This is a genomic window from Dictyoglomus sp., assembly GCA_025060475.1.
GTDB lineage: Bacteria > Dictyoglomota > Dictyoglomia > Dictyoglomales > Dictyoglomaceae > NZ13-RE01.
The window spans coordinates 38,921-59,212 of sequence record JANXBZ010000004.1 but is presented as its reverse complement, the minus strand read 5'-3'; the positions used below and the strand labels follow the sequence as shown (position 1 = coordinate 59,212).

At 31.7% G+C, this 20,292-nt stretch carries 17 protein-coding genes; 12 read left to right on the top strand and 5 right to left on the bottom strand.

The window, feature by feature from the left end; all coding sequences use genetic code 11:
• Nucleotides 1-10: 10 nt before the first annotated feature.
• From uidA to NZ841_03010, 4 genes are all read left to right on the top strand, one after another.
• Entirely contained in the window at nucleotides 11-1,777 is a 1,767-nt protein-coding gene (gene uidA / locus NZ841_03025) for a beta-glucuronidase (protein ID MCS7201730.1), read from the top strand.
• Nucleotides 1,778-1,798: 21 nt separating this feature from the next.
• Nucleotides 1,799-2,845 carry a DUF362 domain-containing protein gene (locus NZ841_03020; protein MCS7201729.1) on the top strand — a complete coding sequence of 349 codons (1,047 nt, stop codon included), beginning with the start codon at nucleotides 1,799-1,801 and terminating at the stop codon, nucleotides 2,843-2,845.
• Nucleotides 2,846-2,920: 75 nt separating this feature from the next.
• A complete protein-coding gene (locus NZ841_03015; protein ID MCS7201728.1) occupies nucleotides 2,921-3,151 on the top strand; it encodes a hypothetical protein in 231 nt (76 codons plus the stop codon).
• A 24-nt stretch (nucleotides 3,152-3,175) separates the two neighbouring features.
• A complete protein-coding gene (locus NZ841_03010; GenBank protein MCS7201727.1) occupies nucleotides 3,176-4,900 on the top strand; it encodes a beta-N-acetylhexosaminidase in 1,725 nt (574 codons plus the stop codon).
• Between the two features lie 28 nt (nucleotides 4,901-4,928).
• Here the strand turns inward: NZ841_03010 and NZ841_03005 are convergent, their stop codons facing one another.
• Nucleotides 4,929-5,531: a phosphate propanoyltransferase gene (locus NZ841_03005; protein ID MCS7201726.1), complete on the bottom strand. Its 603-nt coding sequence runs from the start codon at nucleotides 5,529-5,531 to the stop codon at nucleotides 4,929-4,931.
• Between the two features lie 126 nt (nucleotides 5,532-5,657).
• Here NZ841_03005 and NZ841_03000 point away from each other — a divergent pair, with 126 nt between their 5' ends.
• Complete coding sequence (locus tag NZ841_03000; protein ID MCS7201725.1) at nucleotides 5,658-6,980, top strand: bifunctional folylpolyglutamate synthase/dihydrofolate synthase; 1,323 nt, start codon at nucleotides 5,658-5,660, stop codon at nucleotides 6,978-6,980.
• Here NZ841_03000 and NZ841_02995 read toward each other — a convergent pair.
• The 3 genes from NZ841_02995 to NZ841_02985 form a co-directional block, all read right to left on the bottom strand.
• Nucleotides 6,977-7,660, bottom strand: coding sequence for a thioredoxin family protein (locus NZ841_02995; GenBank protein ID MCS7201724.1), 684 nt, complete (start codon nucleotides 7,658-7,660; stop codon nucleotides 6,977-6,979). The genes NZ841_03000 and NZ841_02995 overlap by 4 nt on opposite strands.
• On the bottom strand, nucleotides 7,641-8,636 hold the full coding sequence (trxB, locus tag NZ841_02990) for a thioredoxin-disulfide reductase (GenBank protein ID MCS7201723.1): 996 nt from the start codon (nucleotides 8,634-8,636) through the stop codon (nucleotides 7,641-7,643). The genes NZ841_02995 and trxB overlap by 20 nt, the downstream gene beginning before the upstream one ends.
• Nucleotides 8,637-8,704: 68 nt before the next feature.
• Nucleotides 8,705-9,553: an aldo/keto reductase gene (locus NZ841_02985; GenBank protein ID MCS7201722.1), complete on the bottom strand. Its 849-nt coding sequence runs from the start codon at nucleotides 9,551-9,553 to the stop codon at nucleotides 8,705-8,707.
• Nucleotides 9,554-9,705: 152 nt separating this feature from the next.
• Here NZ841_02985 and NZ841_02980 point away from each other — a divergent pair, with 152 nt between their 5' ends.
• Nucleotides 9,706-10,089 (top strand): hypothetical protein, encoded by a 384-nt coding sequence (locus tag NZ841_02980; protein MCS7201721.1) that lies wholly within the window; start codon nucleotides 9,706-9,708, stop codon nucleotides 10,087-10,089.
• 513 nt (nucleotides 10,090-10,602) lie between these two features.
• Here NZ841_02980 and NZ841_02975 read toward each other — a convergent pair.
• Complete coding sequence (locus tag NZ841_02975; protein ID MCS7201720.1) at nucleotides 10,603-10,797, bottom strand: hypothetical protein; 195 nt, start codon at nucleotides 10,795-10,797, stop codon at nucleotides 10,603-10,605.
• 366 nt (nucleotides 10,798-11,163) lie between these two features.
• On the opposite strand from NZ841_02975, the gene NZ841_02970 reads away from it, so the two are divergent.
• The 6 genes from NZ841_02970 to NZ841_02945 all read left to right on the top strand — a co-directional run bounded on the left by NZ841_02970 (nucleotide 11,164) and on the right by NZ841_02945 (nucleotide 20,291).
• Nucleotides 11,164-12,033: an AraC family transcriptional regulator gene (locus NZ841_02970; protein ID MCS7201719.1), complete on the top strand. Its 870-nt coding sequence runs from the start codon at nucleotides 11,164-11,166 to the stop codon at nucleotides 12,031-12,033.
• 200 nt (nucleotides 12,034-12,233) lie between these two features.
• Nucleotides 12,234-13,562 (top strand): extracellular solute-binding protein, encoded by a 1,329-nt coding sequence (locus tag NZ841_02965; GenBank protein ID MCS7201718.1) that lies wholly within the window; start codon nucleotides 12,234-12,236, stop codon nucleotides 13,560-13,562.
• A gap of 64 nt (nucleotides 13,563-13,626) precedes the next feature.
• Nucleotides 13,627-16,464: an extracellular solute-binding protein gene (locus tag NZ841_02960; GenBank protein ID MCS7201717.1), complete on the top strand. Its 2,838-nt coding sequence runs from the start codon at nucleotides 13,627-13,629 to the stop codon at nucleotides 16,462-16,464.
• 24 nt (nucleotides 16,465-16,488) lie between these two features.
• Nucleotides 16,489-17,391, top strand: coding sequence for a sugar ABC transporter permease (locus tag NZ841_02955; protein MCS7201716.1), 903 nt, complete (start codon nucleotides 16,489-16,491; stop codon nucleotides 17,389-17,391).
• Between the two features lie 17 nt (nucleotides 17,392-17,408).
• Complete coding sequence (locus tag NZ841_02950; GenBank protein MCS7201715.1) at nucleotides 17,409-18,260, top strand: carbohydrate ABC transporter permease; 852 nt, start codon at nucleotides 17,409-17,411, stop codon at nucleotides 18,258-18,260.
• 9 nt (nucleotides 18,261-18,269) lie between these two features.
• A complete protein-coding gene (locus NZ841_02945; protein MCS7201714.1) occupies nucleotides 18,270-20,291 on the top strand; it encodes a YIP1 family protein in 2,022 nt (673 codons plus the stop codon).
• Nucleotide 20,292: the final 1 nt, after the last annotated feature.

The following is a 20,292-nucleotide window of genomic DNA, read 5'->3' as shown; positions in this document are numbered from 1 at the left end:
ATATTTTTAAATGTTATATCCTCGGGAAAGCGAAAGAAGAGAGGTTAAGGATCTTTCAGGAATCTGGCGATTTAAGGTTGATAAAGAAAATAAGGGGTTAATAGAGGAATGGTATAAGAAACCCTTAGAAAATGCTATATTAATGCCTGTTCCATCAAGTTATAATGATATAACTCAAGATATATCCATAAGAGATCATATAGGATATGTTTGGTATGAGAGGAAATTTTTTGTTCCCTTATCTTGGAAAGATAAAAGAGTATTTATAAGAGTTGGAAGCGCTTCCCATTATGCTATTTTATGGGTAAATGGAGAAAAGATCGTGGAACATAAAGGAGGATTTTTACCCTTTGAGGGAGAGATCACTCCATTTGTAGAATTTGGGAAGGAAAATAGAGTGGTTATAGCAGTAAATAATATCCTTGATTGGAATTCTCTTCCTCCAGGTGAAATTATAGAGTATAAAGATCCTATGCATCCTGAAGGATATAAAACTCAAGAATATTATTTTGATTTTTATAATTATTCAGGCATTCACAGACCTGTATTTCTTTACACTACTCCAAAGAATTACATATCTGATATTAAAGTTGTAACGAATATAAATGGAGAAGATGGAGAGATTAATTATGAGGTAAAAATAGAGGGAGAAAAAGAAAGAGTAGAGGTAATAGTTTTTGATAAGAATGGAAAGGAAATAGGTAGGGAAAAGGGAGAAAAAGGAAAATTGATTATAAAAAATTGTGAATTTTGGAGTCCTGAGAATCCCTATCTTTATACCTTAAAAGTTGATACCTATAATGGTGAAGAATTAGAAGATTCATACTCTTTAAATATTGGTATAAGAACTATTGAAGTAAAAGAAGATAAGTTACTTCTAAATGGAAAGACCATATATCTTAAGGGATTTGGAAAGCACGAAGATAGTGATATTCGAGGAAAAGGATATGATCCTGTGATAGCGGTTAAAGATTTTAACTTATTAAAATGGATAAATGCAAACTCCTTTAGGACATCTCATTATCCCTATGCAGAAGAAATATTGGATCTTGCTGATCAATATGGAATACTGGTAATAGATGAAGCTCCTGGAGTGGGGATGAATTTCTTTAATCGTCAAAAAAAGGTCTTTTGTGAAGAGAGAATTAATGAAAAAACATTACAATATCATATTCAGGTAATGAAGGAAATGATAAATAGAGATAAGAACCATCCTTGTGTAATCATGTGGAGTGTGGCAAATGAACCTGCAGATTATGAAGAAGAAGCTGAAGAATATTTTAAAAGGATAATAGAAGAGGTAAGAAGATTAGATCCTACACGACCCATTACCATTGTAGAAAGTTCAGGTCCTTTAGAAACAAAGACTGCAAAGTATGTGGATATTATCAGTGTAAACAGATATTATGCTTGGTATACTGATATGGGACATTTGGAATTGATAGGATTTCAACTAGAGAGAGAGTTAAGAACATGGTATGAGTTATATAAAAAGCCCATTTTACTCTCTGAGTTTGGTGCGGATACCATTGCAGGATTTCATCAGGATCCACCAGTAATGTTTACTGAAGAATTTCAGGTGGAATTTCTAAAAAAATATGGAGAGGTTCTTGATAAATTATCCTTTGTAATTGGAGAACATGTTTGGAATTTTGCTGATTTTGCTACAAAACAGCATGTAATAAGGGTTTTGGGAAATAAGAAGGGAGTATTTACAAGACAGAGACAGCCTAAAGCTTCTGCTTTATTTCTTAAGGAAAGATGGGCGAATAAATAAATTCATATTGGAGGGATTTCCATGAAAAAGGAAAAAATTTTTAACTTAGGTTTAGGGATCGCCTTCTTAATTTCTCAGAGTTTCTCAAAAATAGAAAAAAATTTTGTAAAGTTTGATAAAGTCAACAACCTTGATCTTAATAGAATTGTTCAAAATCTATCAATGGAGACTAAAGAAATAGAAAACCAAAAAATCTCAGAGGTTGTTCCTGTTGGTATTGCAAAGGAAAGGGATATAAAGCAGTCAGTAAGAACTTCAGTTTATATGGTTGGAGGGCTTAATTTTATAAATCCCGGGGATACAGTCCTTATAAAACCAAATGTAAACTCCGATGATCCCTATCCAGGAACAACAAACCCTCAAGTTTTAGAAGAAGTAATCTTAATGGTAAAAGAAAGGGGAGCGAAAAGGATTATTGTCGCGGATTGTTCAGGGATTCCTTGGCCTAATACTATGAGAAACATGGAAAGAGTTGGAATTGCACAAGTAGCTAAAAAATTAGGGGTAGAATTATATGCTTTAGATAATATGGAATGGATATGGGTAAAACCTGAGAAGGCAAAATATTGGAGTAATGGATTTAGAATCCCCAAAATAGTAAAAGAAGTAGATCATATTATTAATGTAGCTGTAGTTAAAACTCATTCTATTACAGATTTTACTATGTCATTAAAAAACTTTGTTGGATTAATTCATAGACAAGATAGGATGATAATGCATGGGTCAAGATATATAAAGGAGATGATTGCAGAATTAAATCTTGCCTTTAATCCTGCATTAAATATATTAGATGCCAGTAGAGTATTCGTTAGAGGAGGACCTGCAAAGGGAGAGGTAAGGGAACCTATGATGATTATTGCATCTCCTGATAGGATTGCATGTGATATAGTAGGTCTTTCCCTTCTGAAGATTCTTGGAACAACTCCTGAGATTCAGGATAAAAATATGTGGGATCATCCTCAGATAAAAAGAGCAGTAGAAGTAGGAATAGGAATAAAAAATCCTGAGAAAATTATACTAAAAGGTTCTCAGGTAGATATAGAAAAATTTGAAAAGAGGCTTAAATAATGTTAGGACTTTACGTTTTCTCTCCCTTCAGATATTTTCCTTTCAAGTTCTTCTATTTTCTTTTGTTGCTTTGAAATGGTAAATTTATTTTTTATCAATGTAGGGATCACAGAAATCATACTTAAAAGGATCCCAAGGGAGAAGGATATTAATAAGATCAAGGCAGTAGGTCCTTGGAACTGTCAGGGACCAAAATATATGGTTATGGATGTATTATTCTGCATTGAAAAAATAAGAGCAATAATTGCTCATAATCTTCCTCCTAATTTTAAAAGATGTTTTCATTTATATATTCTTGAGTTTTAAAAAATCAAAATAGGAGGAAATAATATGGAAGGAAGAATTTATATTGTTCCCGAACCTAAAAGATTGGAATTTAGAGGAAAATGGTTTCCCTTTGATGGATTTGAGAATTTTCCCCAATTTCTTTCTAAAGAATTTAGTATTCCTAAAGGGACATGGAGAATAAATAAATTAGAAAAGGAAGGAACGGGACTAGAGATAAAGGATAAAATAATCTATATTTGGGGGGATGAGAAAATATGTTATGCAACAATTATTCAACTTTTAATACAAAATAAAAAGATGCTTCCTGAGGTAATTATAGAAGAAGAATTTTCCTTTTCCTTTAGAGGATATCATTTGGATATTGCAAGGGGCGGAGTCCCTAATCTTGATACTTTCAAAAAGATTCTAAAATGGCTTTTCCTTCTAAAATACAATTATTTTGCTATATATTTTGAGGATCTTTTTCCTTGGAGAAAATATCCCCAGATTGGGATTCTTCGAGGAAGATTAAAAGAGGAAGAATTAAAAGAAATCATAGATTTTGGCAAAAATTTAGGAATTGAGGTTTTTCCTTCTTTAGAGCTTTGTGGCCATATGGAACATATTCTTTCTTTACCTGATTTTACAAAATTTAGTGAATGGCATAGACCTCAAGAGGGATGCTTAGATGTGTCCAATGAATCTGCAAGAGAATTCACTTATGACCTTCTTTCTGAGGTTTTGGAATTTTTCCCTTCAAAATATATACATATTGGTGGAGATGAGACCTGGGCCTTGGGAAGGGGAAGAAGCTTAGATAAAACAGGAACTTTTAATGGTCCTTTTCTTTTTGAGATGCATCATAGAAACATGATAAATATGGTAAAGGATAAAGGAAAAATTCCTGTAGTATGGGGAGATATGTTAACGGGCATGTATCTTAGAGAAGAGGAGAAGGAGAGGTGGAAAATTGTATTAGAAAGTGATATTTGGGATGATGTGGTTATTGCTAATTGGGATTATACAGATCTTTCCTATGAGCATTTTGAAAATAAGATAAATATGTTTGGGGAGAGAAAGAAAAAGGAATTAGCGTGTCCTGGTCTTTCTAACTGGCTAAGATTTTATCCTAATTTTGATATTGCTCTTGGAAATCTTAGGAACTTCTTGACTTCTGCTAAAAAAGAAAAACTTCCTGGTTTTTTAATTACTGCGTGGGGAGACGATGGTTCAGAATGTCTTTTTTCTTTTTTGGATCCTCTTATTCTTGCAGGAATGGAAATCGCAGAAGGAAATGGAGAATGGGAAGAAAAATGGATGGCATTATCGAAAGAAGGGGAGGAAATTGTTAGAGTAAGAAAAGTCTTTGGGGAGACTTTCTTTTCAGAAACTATAAAACGGGTTGTTTTAGGAGATTTTCTATTTAGATATTTTACAGAAGTAATAGGAAAAGACTATCAGAAAAGAGAACCCACAGGAGATTTCTGGATGGATTATTATTCTAAAATATTAGGAGATTTAACCAATAAAGAGGAACTATTGAAAAAATATGAAAAGCTTTTGGAAGAGGTATTTCCTATAAATCTTCCTGAAGATTTATGTTTTATAAGAGAAATGTTAAAAGTGGGAATAAGTAAATTAAAAGGAGAGTTAAAAGTTTCTGATTTTATAAAACTTGCTAACATTTATGGTAAACTATGGCTTTCAGAAAGAAAAGAAGAGGGATTAGAGTTTATAATTACAAAATTTTGGGGTGCTGGTGGAAGAATCGATTTAAATATTAAATAAGGGGGAGTTTTTTCTCCCCCTGAAAAAATTATAATTTTACCTTTTCTCTTACCTCTTCTAATATTAATGTGGCAATATCTCCTGTTTTTACCATTGCTGCATTAGCTTCATCGGTATCAAGATGTAGTTCCCAGGTAAAATCATCCCTTACCCTTATAAGAACATTCTCAAAAACTACAGCTCTAATGGTTCCTAATCTTACCTTAACCAACTGTTTATCATAAAGTCCCAATTTTTCTGCTATGGGAGTTGGAGTATGAATATGTCTCCAGGGAATAATTACACCTTTTTCAATTTCTATTATTCCCTTTGGTCCTATTATTTTAGCTCCTGGAGATCCTTCAATATCTCCTGAATCTCTTACAGGAGGTTGTAAACCAAGAAAAATAGCATCAGTTAGAGATAATTCTATTTGGGTTGATTTTCTTTCTGGTCCTAAGATTCTAAATTTTAAACTTCTTCCTTTAGGACCAAGAACTTCCACCTCTTCCTCGCAGGCGAATTGACCCTTTTGGGATAAAGGATTTCTTGGGGTAAGTTTATATCCTGGCCCAAAGAGTCTTTCTTTATCTTCTAAAGATAAGTGAATGTGTCTTGCGGATACTCCAATAGGTACCTTTATTTCTTCCATTTTTTAAAACTCCTCCTTGAGAATTTTTTCAATTATATTTTACCACCTTTTAAAAAAATTTTCATTTGTCCAAAAATATTTTTTGAGATAAAATTCCAAAGAAAAAAATAATTAGGGAGTGAACCTATGGAATATAAGGAAGCGGTAAATTATTTATATAGTTTTATAAATTATGAAAGACACTTAGATCAGATAACCTATGGAGAAAAAAAATTTTATCTTGAAAGAATGAATCATTTATTAAATATAATGGGAAATCCCCATAGATTTCTTAAAGCTTTTCATATAGCTGGTACTAAAGGAAAGGGATCTACATCCGCTATGATTTTCTCTGTCTTGAAATCTAAGGGATATAAGGTGGGATTATTTATTTCTCCTCATCTTCAAACTATAAGAGAAAGAATATCTACCCATGATGGCTTGATAAGTAAAGAAGAATTTGTGGAGCTTATTGAAGATGCAAAACCTTATATAGAAAAAGCAAAAGAACATCCTGTTTATGGACCACCTACCTTTTTTGAGGTTTTAACTGCTATTGCTTTTCTGTATTTTTACAAGAAAAAATTGGATTTTGTAGTAATTGAGGTGGGTCTTGGGGGTAGACTGGATGCTACAAATACAATTATTCCTATGGTTTCCATTATTACTCCTATTGGTTTCGATCATATGCATATTCTTGGAAATACCTTATCTGAAATTGCCCGGGAAAAAGCAGGAATTATAAAAGAAAAGGTGCCATTAGTTTGTTCTCCTCAGGATCCTTCTGCATGGGAGGTAATCAAAGAGGTTGCAATCAATAAAAAGGCTCCATACTTTAAAGTAGATGATATATATAGTTGGAAAAAAATAGCTTCTAATCTTAAAGAACAAATTTTTGTGATTTCTGGAAAGGAAAAGGAAGAGATTTTCAGTATACCTCTTCTAGGAGCTCATCAACTTGTAAATGCAGTATGTTGTTATGCTAGTTTATCCCTCAACCTTTTCTGGGAAATCTCTTCGGAGGATTTAAGAAGGGGATTTTCCTCAGTAAGTTGGCCAGGAAGATTTGAAATAGTAAAGAATGAACCTTTAGTGGTTCTTGATGGAGCTCATAATATTTCTTCCGCTATAGCTTTAAGGGAAACCTTAGAGGATTATGTTAAATTTGAAAGATTATTTTTAATATGTGGCATGATGAAAGATAAAGATTCTTATTCTTTTCTTAATACTTTGGAACCTTTAGTATATAGTTTTCATTTTTTACCTCTTCCTAGTTCTAGAACTAGAAATCCTGAAGATTTAGGAGAAAATGTAAAAGATAGAGGTAAACCAATTTATTTTTATAAGGATTTTCCGTCTACCTTTGAGGATGTATATAAAAGAGCCTCACCCAATGATCTTATCTTAATAACCGGTTCTTTATATCTTGTAGGTGAGGCTCGAGACTATTTATTAGGAAAATTAGATTAGAATTTTATAGCGGATCTTATATATTCCACAAAAACATCTTCAGGAACTGCCCCTTCTATTTCTACTTTTTCGTTTATTATACTTTTAGGTACTCCAGAAACTTGATATTTTTCAGCAAGATGAGGGAATTCAATTGATTCTATCATATCTGCAGTGACTAATTTACTCTCCATTGCCATCTGGTGGGCGAGTCTCACTGCTCTAGGACAATAAGGACAGGTAGGTGTAACGAAAACTTGAATATGTACTGGTTTTGTTAAACTTTTTAGGAAGTTTTTAGTTTTTTCAGAAAGATGGGTCTCTCCTCTTGATATATCTATTATATCTTCTATTAACGTGGAGAATTCGTATCCTGATGGGATTCCAAAAAATCTTAAATTAAGTACTTCATCATTTTTTTGGAATAAAATTGCAGGAATTTTATCTACCCCATATTTTTTAGCTAAAGATTCTTCTGCAAGAAAATCATGGACTTCCAATTCCAATAACTCTGAGAGACTAACAACTTCTTCTAAGATCTCTCTTGTCTGTTGACAATAGGGACATTCTATCCTTCCAGGAACATACAGTTTACTTCCTGCAGATCTTTCACTAAAAAGTATTATCTTTATCTTGTCTTTTAGATTTTCTCTAAAAAGATTTTCCAGATATTTTCTATCTTCATCTTTTAGTAATGCCATTTTTAATTCCTCCTTTAAATTTTATTTCTTCAATATATTTACTGGCAGAGATGCCTGCAATGGCACCATCGCCTAAAGCTGTGACAATTTGTCTTAAGGGTTTGACCCTAATGTCTCCTGCTGCAAAAATACCAGGGACAGAGGTTTGCATATTCTCATCAGTAATAATAAATCCGTTATTATCTAAATTCAAGAGAGAAGTATATAGTTCCGTTTGAGGAGAAAGTCCAATGTATATAAAAACTCCATCTATAGGTAAGATTTTTTCTTCTTTTGTTTTTAGATCCTCTAATATTAATCTTTCTACTTTTTTATCTCCTTCTATTGCTTTCACTATATGGCTCCATAAGAACTTAATTTTAGGATTGGCAAAGGCTTTTTCCTGGGTAATTTTTTCTGCTCTTAATTCATCTCTTCTATGAATAATAATCACTTCTTCTGCAATTCTTGACAAATATAAAGCTTCTTCCACTGCAGCATCTCCTCCTCCAACAACTGCAACTTTTTTTCCTGTAAAGAAGGCACCATCGCAGATAGCACAGTAGGAAACTCCTTTACCCAAAAACTCATTTTCTCCAGGAACACCTAATTTTTTGGGCTTTGTTCCACTACAAATAATTATTGAAAGAGCTTTATAAATTCCTTTTGTGGTTTCTACAATTTTCCAATATCCCTCAATGGATAACTTTAAAACCTTTGCTTCTAAAATTTTTGTTCCAAATTTCTTCGCTTGTTCTTCTAGACGCTTAGAAAGTTCTTTTCCTGTGATTCCTTCGGGAAATCCAGGATAATTTTCAATAACAGCAGTTAATGCAGCAAGTCCCCCTATTAGAGATTCCTCTATAAGGAGAGTTTTTAAACGAGCTCTACCTGTATAGATTCCTGCGGTAAGACCTGCTGGTCCTCCCCCAATTATAATAACATCTTGTTCAGGCTCTATCTCTTCTTCCTTTTTTGGTATTAAAAGGAAATCCAAATTCTTATCACCTGCCTTTCAGTAAAAAGAATATCAAATAGGTAGTAAATAATCAAGTTAAAAAAATATTAAACTGCTAATTTGAATATGGAATTTAATCCCTTTGCTTTTTCTTTTAAATAGTTTATTTCTTCTTCTGTTATTGGCTTGAAATTCTCAGCAATTTCTAGAGCCCACATTAAAAACTTATGTTCTCCTGGAGGAATAGCAGAGGCTACAGGTTGGGATAAGGTAAATCTTAAAGCTAATTCTGCTAATTCTTTATCATCGACAGGAATATACCAGCATTTATTAAAAGGTCTTTCTTTTCCTTCAGGAATTAATTCTTTTGCAAAGGGTTTTATAGCTAAAACTGTTGTTCCTTTTTCTCTTGCTTTATTTACTACCTGAGGGCCAAAATTTTCATTGAAGTAAAGCACCCAATTTATAGGAAACAAAATGGAATCAAAATTGAAGGTATCTAAAAGCTTTAGTGCTATCTCTACAGAGTGAGCAGAAAAACCTATGTATCTTATTTTTCCCTCCTCTTTTGCTTTTAGAAAAGCTTCCATGGCTCCGTTAGGCCCCATTGCTTTTTCAAAATCTTCTTCTGTAGTCATTGCATGAAGTTGATATAGATCAAAATAATCTGTTTCTAATCTCTTTAAAGATTCATGAAGTTCTTTCCAGGCACCTTCTTTTGTTCTTTCTCCTGTTTTACATGCAAGAAATACTTTTTTTCTTTTTCCTCTTAAAGCAGGTCCTAATCTTTCTTCCGCATTTCCATAGGAAGGTGCCACATCAAAATAGTTTATTCCTCTATCAATAAGTTCTGCAACTAATTTATTTGCGAATTTTTGTTCCTCATTCATTACTGCTACCCCTCCCAGACCGATTATTGAAATAAATTCTTTATTTTTAAATTCTCTTTTTTCCATAGGACGCCTCCCAAATAGTTAATAATATAATTCTATGTTCTTTTTATAAAATTGAAAAGACAAAAATTTTAAACTTCTTTTCTTTATATAATTTTGTGTTAAAATAATAGAAATAAAACTTTTATAATAAATAAAAATGAAGGGGGATCCTCATGTCAAGTTTTTTATATATTCACCTTTTGATTATGATTCTTGCAAGTATTTTATATTTAATAACCTCAATTATTGGGATTTTAGATAGAGGAGATAAAAGATTAAATATCCATTTATATACAGGAATGATAACAGATATACTGTTTATCCTTGGATTTTTTCATCTTATAATTGAGAATAGGCTTTACCCAGCTTTTACTCATTTTTATCTTGCAATCACATTTTTTGTAGTGTTAGGCATTATTTTACTCTTGGGACTTATTTATAAATTTATGAAAGTAAAAAATAAATTTAAGATAAGAAAATTACATAGATTCTTATCTCTATTTGGTGTGATATTTCTTATACTTACTTTAATTACGGGGATAAGATTAATTTTATAGTTTGAACTTCTTCTTTGGGATAAATTAAATAATCTCTTGTTTTTTCATGAAGTTCTTATATACTATTAGAATTTAGTAAAACAAAGGAATATTCAAAATTATATTTTCCAAGACATTGAGCGTTAGGAGTAGGAATATAAGGTCCTGCGAATTCTTTTCTTGTCTTTAAATCTCCTCGGGATAAATATCCTATACATCTAAATAGAGTAATTTTAAGAGAATTTTTCCCTCTATCATTATTTTTGATTTTCGACCTATAAGACTTACAAAAGACTCCATGGAGTATCTTGATACGTTCTCTTCTACATAATCTTTGTACTTATCTATGATCTTTTGATTTATTTTCCATTTCTATAAAAACATCTACTTTTGGAAAGTCTCTATATAGTGTGTAAGATATGCAAAATGGCATGGAAATTTTATTAACACTTCTTTTATTTCCATCCGCCCCTTCTGGAAGAGTAATTTCTCCTTTTAAGTTTATTACCTTAAGAAATCCCTTGTTCTTAAGTTCTATTTTGTTAATCTTGTCATAAAGATCGAAGGTTCCATGGGAATTAAGGCGAAAGAAATAGTACTTATTTTTCTCTTTTTTCTTTGAGTACAAAAGAAGTAAAGGAAAAAGGAGGAAGAAAAACTTTTACCTGTTTTATCTTCTCTTTCAAGTTTTAAAACTATATCTGCAAGAAGTCTCGTTGACTTTCCCAAGTCCATTTCTACGGTAGAATTTTACTTATAGCGGAAAGAGGCTCTAAATATTTAAGTATGGTAGTTGATAGTTTTCTTACAATTCTATTCAGTTTAGGATTTTTCTTTTAGAATTTCATTTACATAATTATCAAGATTCGAATGAATAATTTCAACTACTAATTCATTACTCCATTCTGAGAATTTTTCAGGAAGTTCTAAAATGGGTATTTCATGATCTGTTCCGTTATATTTCTTCCAAGATGGGCTCTATTAGAATAACTGTGTAAAATATTAACTGTAATAATTTCATCTCCTAAGTATGATATAAAATTATAAATAAAATATTTTATATTTTATAAGAAAGATCATAGGGTGGTGAAGAAATTGAATAAAGATAAAAAACAATTAAGGGAGCTACTTCCCCATGGAGAGCCTGATTTTCCTTTTTTTGTTCATGAAAACATATTTATATATAATAATGGAGTCTTTAATCCTCATTGGCACAATGAGTTTGAGATTTTATATTTGGAAAAGGGAAGAGCAAAATTCTACATTGACGGAAAGGAATTTATATTAGCAGATAATCAATTTCTCTTTGTAAATTGCGGTTCCATACATTCTGGAGAGGAATTAGAAAAAACCATGGCTTATGCCATAGTGTTTGATTTAAGACTTCTTTGCTCTGAAGAGCCAGATTCCTGTAAGCATAAGTTTTTTGTTCCCTTGCGAGATGGAAAATTTTTAGTTCCTAGTTTTATTAATGATGAGATTCTACAAAGGAATGTTTATAAGATAATAGAAATATTTAAAGTAAAACCCTATGGATATGAACTTCTCATTAAAGCTCTACTCTATGAAATTTTCTGGGAGATTTTCAATAGATATATAACTAAAAGTTCCTTTAGTGGAGAGTTAATTTCAAAACTTGAAAAAATAAAGGATGTTTTGATTTATATCGATATAAATTATCAAAAGCCAATCACTTTAGAAGAACTTAGTGAAAAGGCTAATATTAGTAAATTTTATCTTTGCAGAATATTTAAAGATCTTTTGCATATGAGTCCCATAGAGTATATAAATAAAGTTCGAGTAGAAAAAGCTACAGAATTTTTGAGAAATACAGATATGAGTATCTCTGATATTGCCTTTGAATGTGGCTTTAATAATATTAGTTATTTTATAAAAGTTTTTAAAACATATATGAAGATCACTCCTTTAAAATATAGAAAAGGTCTTAGCTTGGGAGAATATTAATAATTAAATTTTGTTTTATAAATCTATAAATAGATACTCTTTAAAACTATCAAATTATCTTCATTATATTTTTATTTTGATTTTTAAGATAATTTTTTATATATAACAAGATAATTTTAATTTTTGTCAATTTTGTAATAGAAAGAATTTTCCCAGATAATTAAAATTAACATTAAAGAAATTTTAAAGGAGGGATTATAATGAAAAAATCCTCTTTATTTATTCTTTCCTTACTAATTCTTTTTATTTTGACTGCTATTCTTCCAGGTTTTGGCCAAAGAATATATACTGTAAAGATCGGAAATTACACTCTTAACATTGATACTCAAAAATATAGAGGAAAGACTATCTACATGTGGCAGTTTTGGCCAGAGGAGGAACAAAGCAGTATTCCTGGAATAAGATCAGGAAAGCAAGTTAGAGAAGAATTTGAAAGAATTACAGGAGCAAAGGTTCAAATAGTTTATACTACTTGGGAAAATTATAGACCTAAACTTAGTGCAGCAATTCTTTCAGGTAGTGGGGCAGATGTGGTTTATATTGGTGCAGGAGAAAAACCTACTTGGATGATGAAAAAAATGCTTTTGCCTTTAAACAAATATATTAATTTTAAAGATAAGAATTTATGGGATGCAGCAGGATTTAGGGATAGTACTATTAAATTTTTCACTTGGAAAGGACAAGTTTATGCAGTAACAAATATTTATAATGACAATGTTTTTCCATATATTCTTTACTATAACAAGGAAAAATTTGAGATGAATGGTCTTCCTGATCCTCTAGAACTTTATAAACAGGGTAAATGGACTTGGGATGCCTTTTTCTCTCTTGGTTCAAAATTAACTCAAGATACTAATGGCGATGGGAAAATAGATCAATGGGCTTATGCTACTTGGGCAGTGGTTCAACCTTTCCTTTATACCAATGATGTAGAGGTTGTAAGATATATAGGTGGCAAACCAGTCTTTGCCATGGATAATCCTAAAGCATATAGAGCCTTTCAAGCTATTTATGATATGGATGCAAAATATAAAATGAGACCTGCAGATTGGTGGAATGATCCTCAAGGAAGATTTCAAAAGGGAATTACCTGTATGGATTATTGGGGACCTTGGGAGTTAACTTCTATGAGGCAGGCATTGGGCAAAAAATTAGGAATTGTACCATTCCCTAAGGGACCTGATAGCAAGAAAAAGAGTGCTGATATGGCAGATGATGGGGCATGGGCTATCGCTTCTTCCTCAAAGGATCCAGAACTTGCTGCTCTTTGGCTTCTTTATATGCTATTGCCCACAGATAAAGAAAAGGAAGCTATTGTAAAGAGTCAGATTGAAAAAGTAGGAGGAAAGGAAAATTATGATCTATTATTAGATGCTGCTACAAGAGCTCAAATAGATCCTATCTCTGGAATTCCTGGTTTTTGGGATCTTTTAAATCAAATAGATTATGCTAATCCTGCAAAGTCTATTAAGGCTTTAAAGCCTAAATTCCAATCTGCCATCGATGCCATACTAGAAGGACTTAAATAAGAATTTTAAAAAATCCTGGTTCTCCTCTTTTAGAGGAGAGCCAGGAAAAAATAATTTTTAAATTATGAGAATAAGAATATACAAAATATTAAAATATATAGGAATTATCATATTAATTATTTTTAATCTTAAAACTCCTCTTTTTTCTCAAACAGAGTTTCTTGAATTTATAAGCAAAAAAAATAATTATGATGCCTATTTAAAAAAATTTAAAGAACTTAAAAGGCCAAAGGATGTTATCTTTATTCCTGCTGTTAATTATAAATCTTTTAAAGACTGCATTGTGGAAAAAAGAACTGATCTTACCGATGATGGTCACCCTGTTTTATATATTAGTGATGGGGGATATGTAGAATGGGAGTTTTTAATAAAAGAAGAAGGATTTTATAATATAGCTATAAAATATTATCCCATAAAAGGAAAAAATTCTAGCATTGAGAGAGAGATAATCATTGATGGAAAGAGACCCTTTAATGAAGCAAGGGTTGTAAGATTTGAAAGGATATGGAAAGATGCAGGCTCTCCTATTAAAGATAATAGAGGGAATGAACTACGACCTGCTCAAATAGAAGATCCAAGATGGGAAGAAAAATTGATAGAGGATTCCGAAGGTTTGTATAATGAACCATTTTTATTCTATTTTAAAAAAGGAAAACATGTTCTACGCTTAAACTCTATTAAAGAACCTTTTGTAATTGATTACATAAAAATATTTAATAAGCCCGAAGTTAGAAATTATGAAATTTTAAAAAGGGAATACTTAGATAATAATTATCCTATTCCCAAGGGAGTTTTTATAAAGATTCAAGGAGAAAAGGCAAATTCTAAATCAGAACCTACTCTTTACCCTATCTCTGATAGATCTAATCCTTTGAATGAGCCCTATGATTTTAGGAGAAAGGTCTTAAATATAATTGGAGGATATAATTGGAGAAATGCAGGACAGTGGATTGAATGGAAATTTAAAGTTCCAGAAGATGGGCTTTATAAAATTGGAATAAAATTTAGACAAAATTCAAATCCTGGAATTCCCACAGAAAGAACCCTTTATATTGATGGAGAAATACCCTTTGAGGAGGCAAAAAGCATAAGATTTACATATGATACCAATTGGCAATTTATGTATCTTGGAGATAAAGAGTCCTATCTTTTCTATCTTAAAAAAGGAGAGCATACTATAAGATTAAAAGTTTCCTATGGGTTAATTGCTGAGATTATAAGAAAGGTTTGGCAAAGTTCCATTGACCTTTCTCAGCTTTATACTAAGATTGTTATGATAACAGGACCAAATCCTGATCCTTTAAGGGATTATCTTTTAGATCAACATATTCCAGATCTTATACCAACCCTTGAGGAAAATGCCAAAATATTAAGAGAAAATGCAGAAAAAATAATAAAGATAAGTGGAAAAAGAGCAAGTGAGTCCGCTCTTTTAGAAAGAGTTGCATTGCAACTAGAAGGAATGGCAAAGGAACCTGAGACTATTGCTCAAAGATTACAAAGATATAGAGACAATCTTTCCGCATTATCTTCATGGGTTCTTAGTATAAGGGAACAACCTTTAGATATAGATTATATAGTAATTGCATCTTTAGAGCAAAGTATTCCTCGAATTCTTCCAAATTTTGCTGAAAAGTTTATAGATGGTCTTAAAAAATTTTTTATTTCCTTTATAGAGAATTATAACGTTATTGGTTCACTATATGATAGGGAAAAATCCATAAATGTATGGGTACAAATGGGAAGGGATCAAGCAGAAACTCTAAAAATACTTATTGATACTGATTTTACTCCTAAAACAGGAATAGGGGTAAATTTAAATATAATTCCCAATGAATCGGTTTTACTTTTTGCAGTAGCTTCTCAGGAAAATCCACCTGATGTTGCTTTAAATGTTTCTCGTACCCTTGCCATAGATTATGGGATTAGAGGAGCTTTAGTAGATCTTTCTAGGCTTTCAGGTTTTGATGAGGTAAGGAAGAGATTTGCAGACTCAGCCTTAGTTCCTTATCAATTTCGTGATAAGGTATATGGATTACCTATGACTCAAGATTTTCCCATAATATTTTATAGGGGAGATATATTGGAAAGACTTAAGATAAAAATTCCTGAAACCTGGGAAGAACTTTATGAGGCTATAGCAAAATTGCAAGGATATAATTTACAGTTTGGAGCAGGGCCAGGAAATGCTACAAGCTTTGATATATTTAACATGCTTCTTCTTCAAAGGGGAGGAAGATATTATGATGAAGATGGCAAAAAATGCCTACTTAATAATGAAGAGGGAATAGATGCCTTTAAAGAGTGGACAAATCTTTATACATTATTTGGTATTCCCCTTTATTATGATTTCTTTAACAGATTTAGAACAGGAGAAATGCCCATCGGTATAGCAAATTATACCCTTTATAATGCATTTAAGGTTGCAGCCCCTGAAATTAGTGGACTTTGGGGAATAGCACCTCTGCCAGGAAGGAAAAAAGGTAATTATATAGATAGATCAATGTCAGGAAATAGTAATGCTGTTCTAATCTTTAAAAATACAAAAAAGCTTAATGAATCCTGGGAATTTGTGAAGTGGTGGCTCTCAACAGAAATTCAAGCAAGATTTGGAAGGGAACTAGAAGCCTTGTTAGGGGCGGGAGCAAGATATAATACTTCTAATCTAGAGGCAATTTCTTATCTTCCTTGGCCCTCTTCAGATTATAGGGTTCTTTCGGAGCAGTGGAAATATCTTAAGGAAATTCCTGTAGTTCCTGGAAGTTATTATATTTCAAGACATCTTGATAACGCCTTTAGAGAGGTAGTAATGTTGGGAGAATTACCAAGGGAAGCTATTGAAAAATATACGAGAGAAATAAATAAGGAAATTAGCAGAAAGAGAGAAGAATTTGGGCTTTAGAATTTATTAATATGGTGGTAAAAAATGAAAAGAGATAAAATAAAAAATATTTGGAAAGAAATTAAGAAAAATAGGGAATCCTATTTTTTAATTCTCCCATATTTTGTATTATTTTTTATTTTTGTTGTTATTCCTGTATTATTTGGAGCTATATTGAGTTTTACTAACTATAATATAATTCAAGCTCCCAAATTTATAGGTTGGTCTAATTATAGAAGACTTTTTCTTGAAGATGATATATTTTTAATAGCCTTTCAGAACACCTTTAAATTTGCTTTGATTACAGGTCCTATTAGTTATTTTGCTTGTCTCTTCTTTGCGTGGTTAATAAACGAGTTGTCTCCTAAGATACGAGCTATTGCAACCCTTCTATACTATGCTCCTGCCCTTTCTTCCTCGATCTTTTTCATCTGGACCTATATTTTTTCTGGCGATGTTTATGGACTTCTTAATGGGATTTTAATGAATCTTGGAATTATTAAAGAACCTATTTATTGGTTACAGGATCCTAACATAAATCTTTATGTATTAATGCTTATTCAACTTTGGATGAGCTTAGGGACAAGCTTTTTGGCATTTATAGCAGGGTTTCAGACCATTGATAGATCCTTATATGAAGCAGGAGCTATAGATGGAATTCGAAATAGATGGCAGGAACTTTGGTATATAACATTACCTTCTATGAAACCTCAGCTTATATTTGGAGCTATTATGCAAGTTACTGCTTCTTTTGCCGTTGCTGATATTTCTGCAACTCTTATTGGGTTTCCTAGTCCTTTATACTCTGCCCATACTATTGTTCTTCATATGTGGGATTATGGAAGTATAAGATATGAGATGGGATATGCATCTGCTATTGCAGTTATTTTATTCCTGATTACTGTTACTATTAATCAAGGGGTAAGAAGAATCCTAAGATCTGACTAATAGGGGGATAAGAAAAGATGAAAGAAAAGATAAATAGATCTATATGGGGAAATTTAATAGTCTCTTTTGTGTTGATAGTTGTTGCTATATTCATGGCTCTCCCTTTAGTATATTCTATAATGAATGCCTTTAAACCTTTAGATGAACTTTTTCTCTTTCCCCCAAGACTTTTTGTAAGAAAACCAACTTTTAAAAATTTTTCTGACCTTTTTTATCTTATGAGTACCTCTTTTGTTCCCTTTTCTAGATATATATTTAATAGTATTTTTATAAGTTTTTTTGGGACCCTGGGGCATGTTCTTATTGCATCTATGGCTGCATATCCTCTTGCAAAACATAGATTTCCTGGCAGTAAAATACTTTTTAATTTAGTTATTTTCTCTCTTATGTTCTCAGGCTATGTGACTAACATTCCTAGATTTATAATAATGTCAAAACTTCATCTTCTTGATTCCTATCTCTCTCTAATTCTTCCCTATATTGGTGCTACCCTTGGTTTATTTCTTATGAAACAGTTTATGGAACAAATTCCTGATTCCTATATAGAGTCTGCACGGATCGATGGTGCAAATGAATTTAAAATTTGGTGGTATGTGATAATGCCTAATGTAAAACCTGCTTGGCTTACTTTGATTCTTTTCTCTTTTCGTGAAATCTGGAATGATACTTATACTCCTGCTCTTTATATTCATAATGAGGCTCTAAAGCCTTTTTCTCTAGCTTTGACTTATATTCAGCAAGGGGGCTTTGTTAGAGCTGGTGCTGGAGCTGCTGCAGCGGTCTTAATGTTAATACCTTCGATTCTGATCTTCCTAATTACTCAAAGTAATGTAATGGAGACTATGAAATCAGCAGGTATAAAGGGGTAAGAGGTATTTATGAAAAGATTATTATTTATTACTCTTTTTATAAGTTTAATTTTGGAAATTACCTTTGGGGGTACTCCTTATTATACTTACATTTATAATGAGAAAAGAAGACCTGTCCCTTCTCTTCCTGGATTTGAACCTGAAAAGATAATAACAGGTGAAAGTATAGGGGTTAATAATTTTTCTTCCCCTCAAGATCTTTTCGTAGATAAAGAAGGGAATATGTATATTGCAGATACAGGAAATAACAGAATAGTTATTGTTACATCAGATTTTAAACTTAAAAAAATTATAGATAGTTTTAATAATAATGGAAAAATAGATACCTTTAATCTGCCTACAGGATTGTTTAAAACTGATGATGGCAAAATCTATATTGCTGATTCTGAAAAGGGGAGAATTGTAGTATTAAAGGAAGATGGAAGTTTATATAAAATTATTGGGAAGCCCGAAGGAGATGTTATAAAAACAGATTTTGTTTACAAACCTAAAAAATTGGCTGTAGATAAATTAGGTCGCATATATGTAGTTGCAGAAAACGTAGTAGAAGGTCTTATACAATTTAATGTGGAAGGAAAATTTGAAAGATTCTTTGGAAGTAATAGAGTAGAAGTAAATCCTCTGGATCTTTTTTGGAGAAGAGTTCTTACAAGGAGACAGCGTCAACAATTAGCTCTATTTATTCCCATAGAATATAGAAATGTCACTACAGATAAGGATGGATTCATATATGGATGTGTAAGAGCCTACTATAATCAAGTTAAAAGGTTAAATGCCCTTGGAGACAATATTATAAAGCAAGAAGGAAGAACAGGGAGTGTTTATGGTGATCTTTATTTTGGATTTACTATAAGGGGAGAAATTGTGGATATTGCCCTAGATGAATCTGATAATCTTTATGTTTTAGATGGAAGAGTAGGAAGAATATTTGTATACAATACCTTAGGAGATTTTCTCTTTGTGATAGGAGATCTGGGAAATCAAAAGGGGCAATTTTCCTATCCCTGCGCTATTGCTGTTTATAAAAATAAAATTTATGTTCTTGATGAAAATAAAGCAACAATAACGGTTTTTTCTCCTACATATTTTGGAGAATTGGTTTTAAAAGCAAATTCTTATTATGTGCAAGGATATTACGGAAAAGCAGCGGAAGTCTGGAAAGAGGTAGTAAAGTTAGACACCAACTATGATTTAGCTTATATAGGTCTTGGAAAGAATTATCTTTCTAAAGAGGAATATAAATTTGCAATGGATGCCTTTAAGCTAGGGTTTTATCCCCAGGGATATTCAAAGGCATTGAGGGGATATAGAATTGAATATATGAGAAAAAATTTCTCGAAAATTATGAATGCTTTAATATTGTTTTTTGTCTTTATTTATATTTTAATTAAGTTCTGGGGAGATAAAATAAAAGAAAAATTTAAAAAATCCCTTTTATTTTACACAATGTTCCATCCCTTTGATGGATTTTATGAACTCAAAAAAAGCAAAAATTCCTTCAAATCTTCTTTTATAATTTTAATTTTCTTAATAGTTTCCTTCTTAATTAAGAGAATATTTACAAGTTTCCATTTTAATCCTGAGAGAATCGAGGAACTGAATATAATTCTTGAAGTCAGTAAAATAGTATTTCCTTTATTAGGGTGGGTGATAATAAATTGGGCTATAACCACAATAATGGATGGAAAGGCGACAATGAAAAATATCTGGACTTTTACTCTTTATTCTCTTTTTCCTATAGCGTTGTTTAATATACCTCAGACTTTATTAAGTCATGTCTTTACCTTAGAAGAAATAGGATTTTACGGGATTATAGGAACTTTAGCTTCTCTTTGGAGTTTATTCCTTTTATTCTCTGGAATAATTGTTACTCAGGATTATACATTGGGTAAAGCTTTGGGTACTTCTCTTCTTACTGTGGTAGGGATACTTTTTGTTATGTTTATAGGCATAGTATTTTTTGGTACTTTTCAGCAATTCTTAAGATTTATATATACCCTTTATCTTGAGATAAAGTATATGACCTTGTAGG

Bases quoted from the DNA above. Each gene is read 5' to 3' on its own strand.
- uidA (MCS7201730.1), top strand. From the start codon at position 11: ATGTTATATCCTCGGGAAAGCGAAAGAAGAGAGGTTAAGGATCTTTCA.
- NZ841_03020 (MCS7201729.1), top strand. From the start codon at position 1,799: ATGAAAAAGGAAAAAATTTTTAACTTAGGTTTAGGGATCGCCTTCTTA.
- NZ841_03015 (MCS7201728.1), top strand. From the start codon at position 2,921: ATGGTAAATTTATTTTTTATCAATGTAGGGATCACAGAAATCATACTT.
- NZ841_03010 (MCS7201727.1), top strand. From the start codon at position 3,176: ATGGAAGGAAGAATTTATATTGTTCCCGAACCTAAAAGATTGGAATTT.
- NZ841_03005 (MCS7201726.1), bottom strand. From the start codon at position 5,531: ATGGAAGAAATAAAGGTACCTATTGGAGTATCCGCAAGACACATTCAC.
- NZ841_03000 (MCS7201725.1), top strand. From the start codon at position 5,658: ATGGAATATAAGGAAGCGGTAAATTATTTATATAGTTTTATAAATTAT.
- NZ841_02995 (MCS7201724.1), bottom strand. From the start codon at position 7,660: ATGGCATTACTAAAAGATGAAGATAGAAAATATCTGGAAAATCTTTTT.
- NZ841_02985 (MCS7201722.1), bottom strand. From the start codon at position 9,553: ATGGAAAAAAGAGAATTTAAAAATAAAGAATTTATTTCAATAATCGGT.
- NZ841_02980 (MCS7201721.1), top strand. From the start codon at position 9,706: ATGTCAAGTTTTTTATATATTCACCTTTTGATTATGATTCTTGCAAGT.
- NZ841_02965 (MCS7201718.1), top strand. From the start codon at position 12,234: ATGAAAAAATCCTCTTTATTTATTCTTTCCTTACTAATTCTTTTTATT.
- NZ841_02960 (MCS7201717.1), top strand. From the start codon at position 13,627: ATGAGAATAAGAATATACAAAATATTAAAATATATAGGAATTATCATA.
- NZ841_02955 (MCS7201716.1), top strand. From the start codon at position 16,489: ATGAAAAGAGATAAAATAAAAAATATTTGGAAAGAAATTAAGAAAAAT.
- NZ841_02950 (MCS7201715.1), top strand. From the start codon at position 17,409: ATGAAAGAAAAGATAAATAGATCTATATGGGGAAATTTAATAGTCTCT.
- NZ841_02945 (MCS7201714.1), top strand. From the start codon at position 18,270: ATGAAAAGATTATTATTTATTACTCTTTTTATAAGTTTAATTTTGGAA.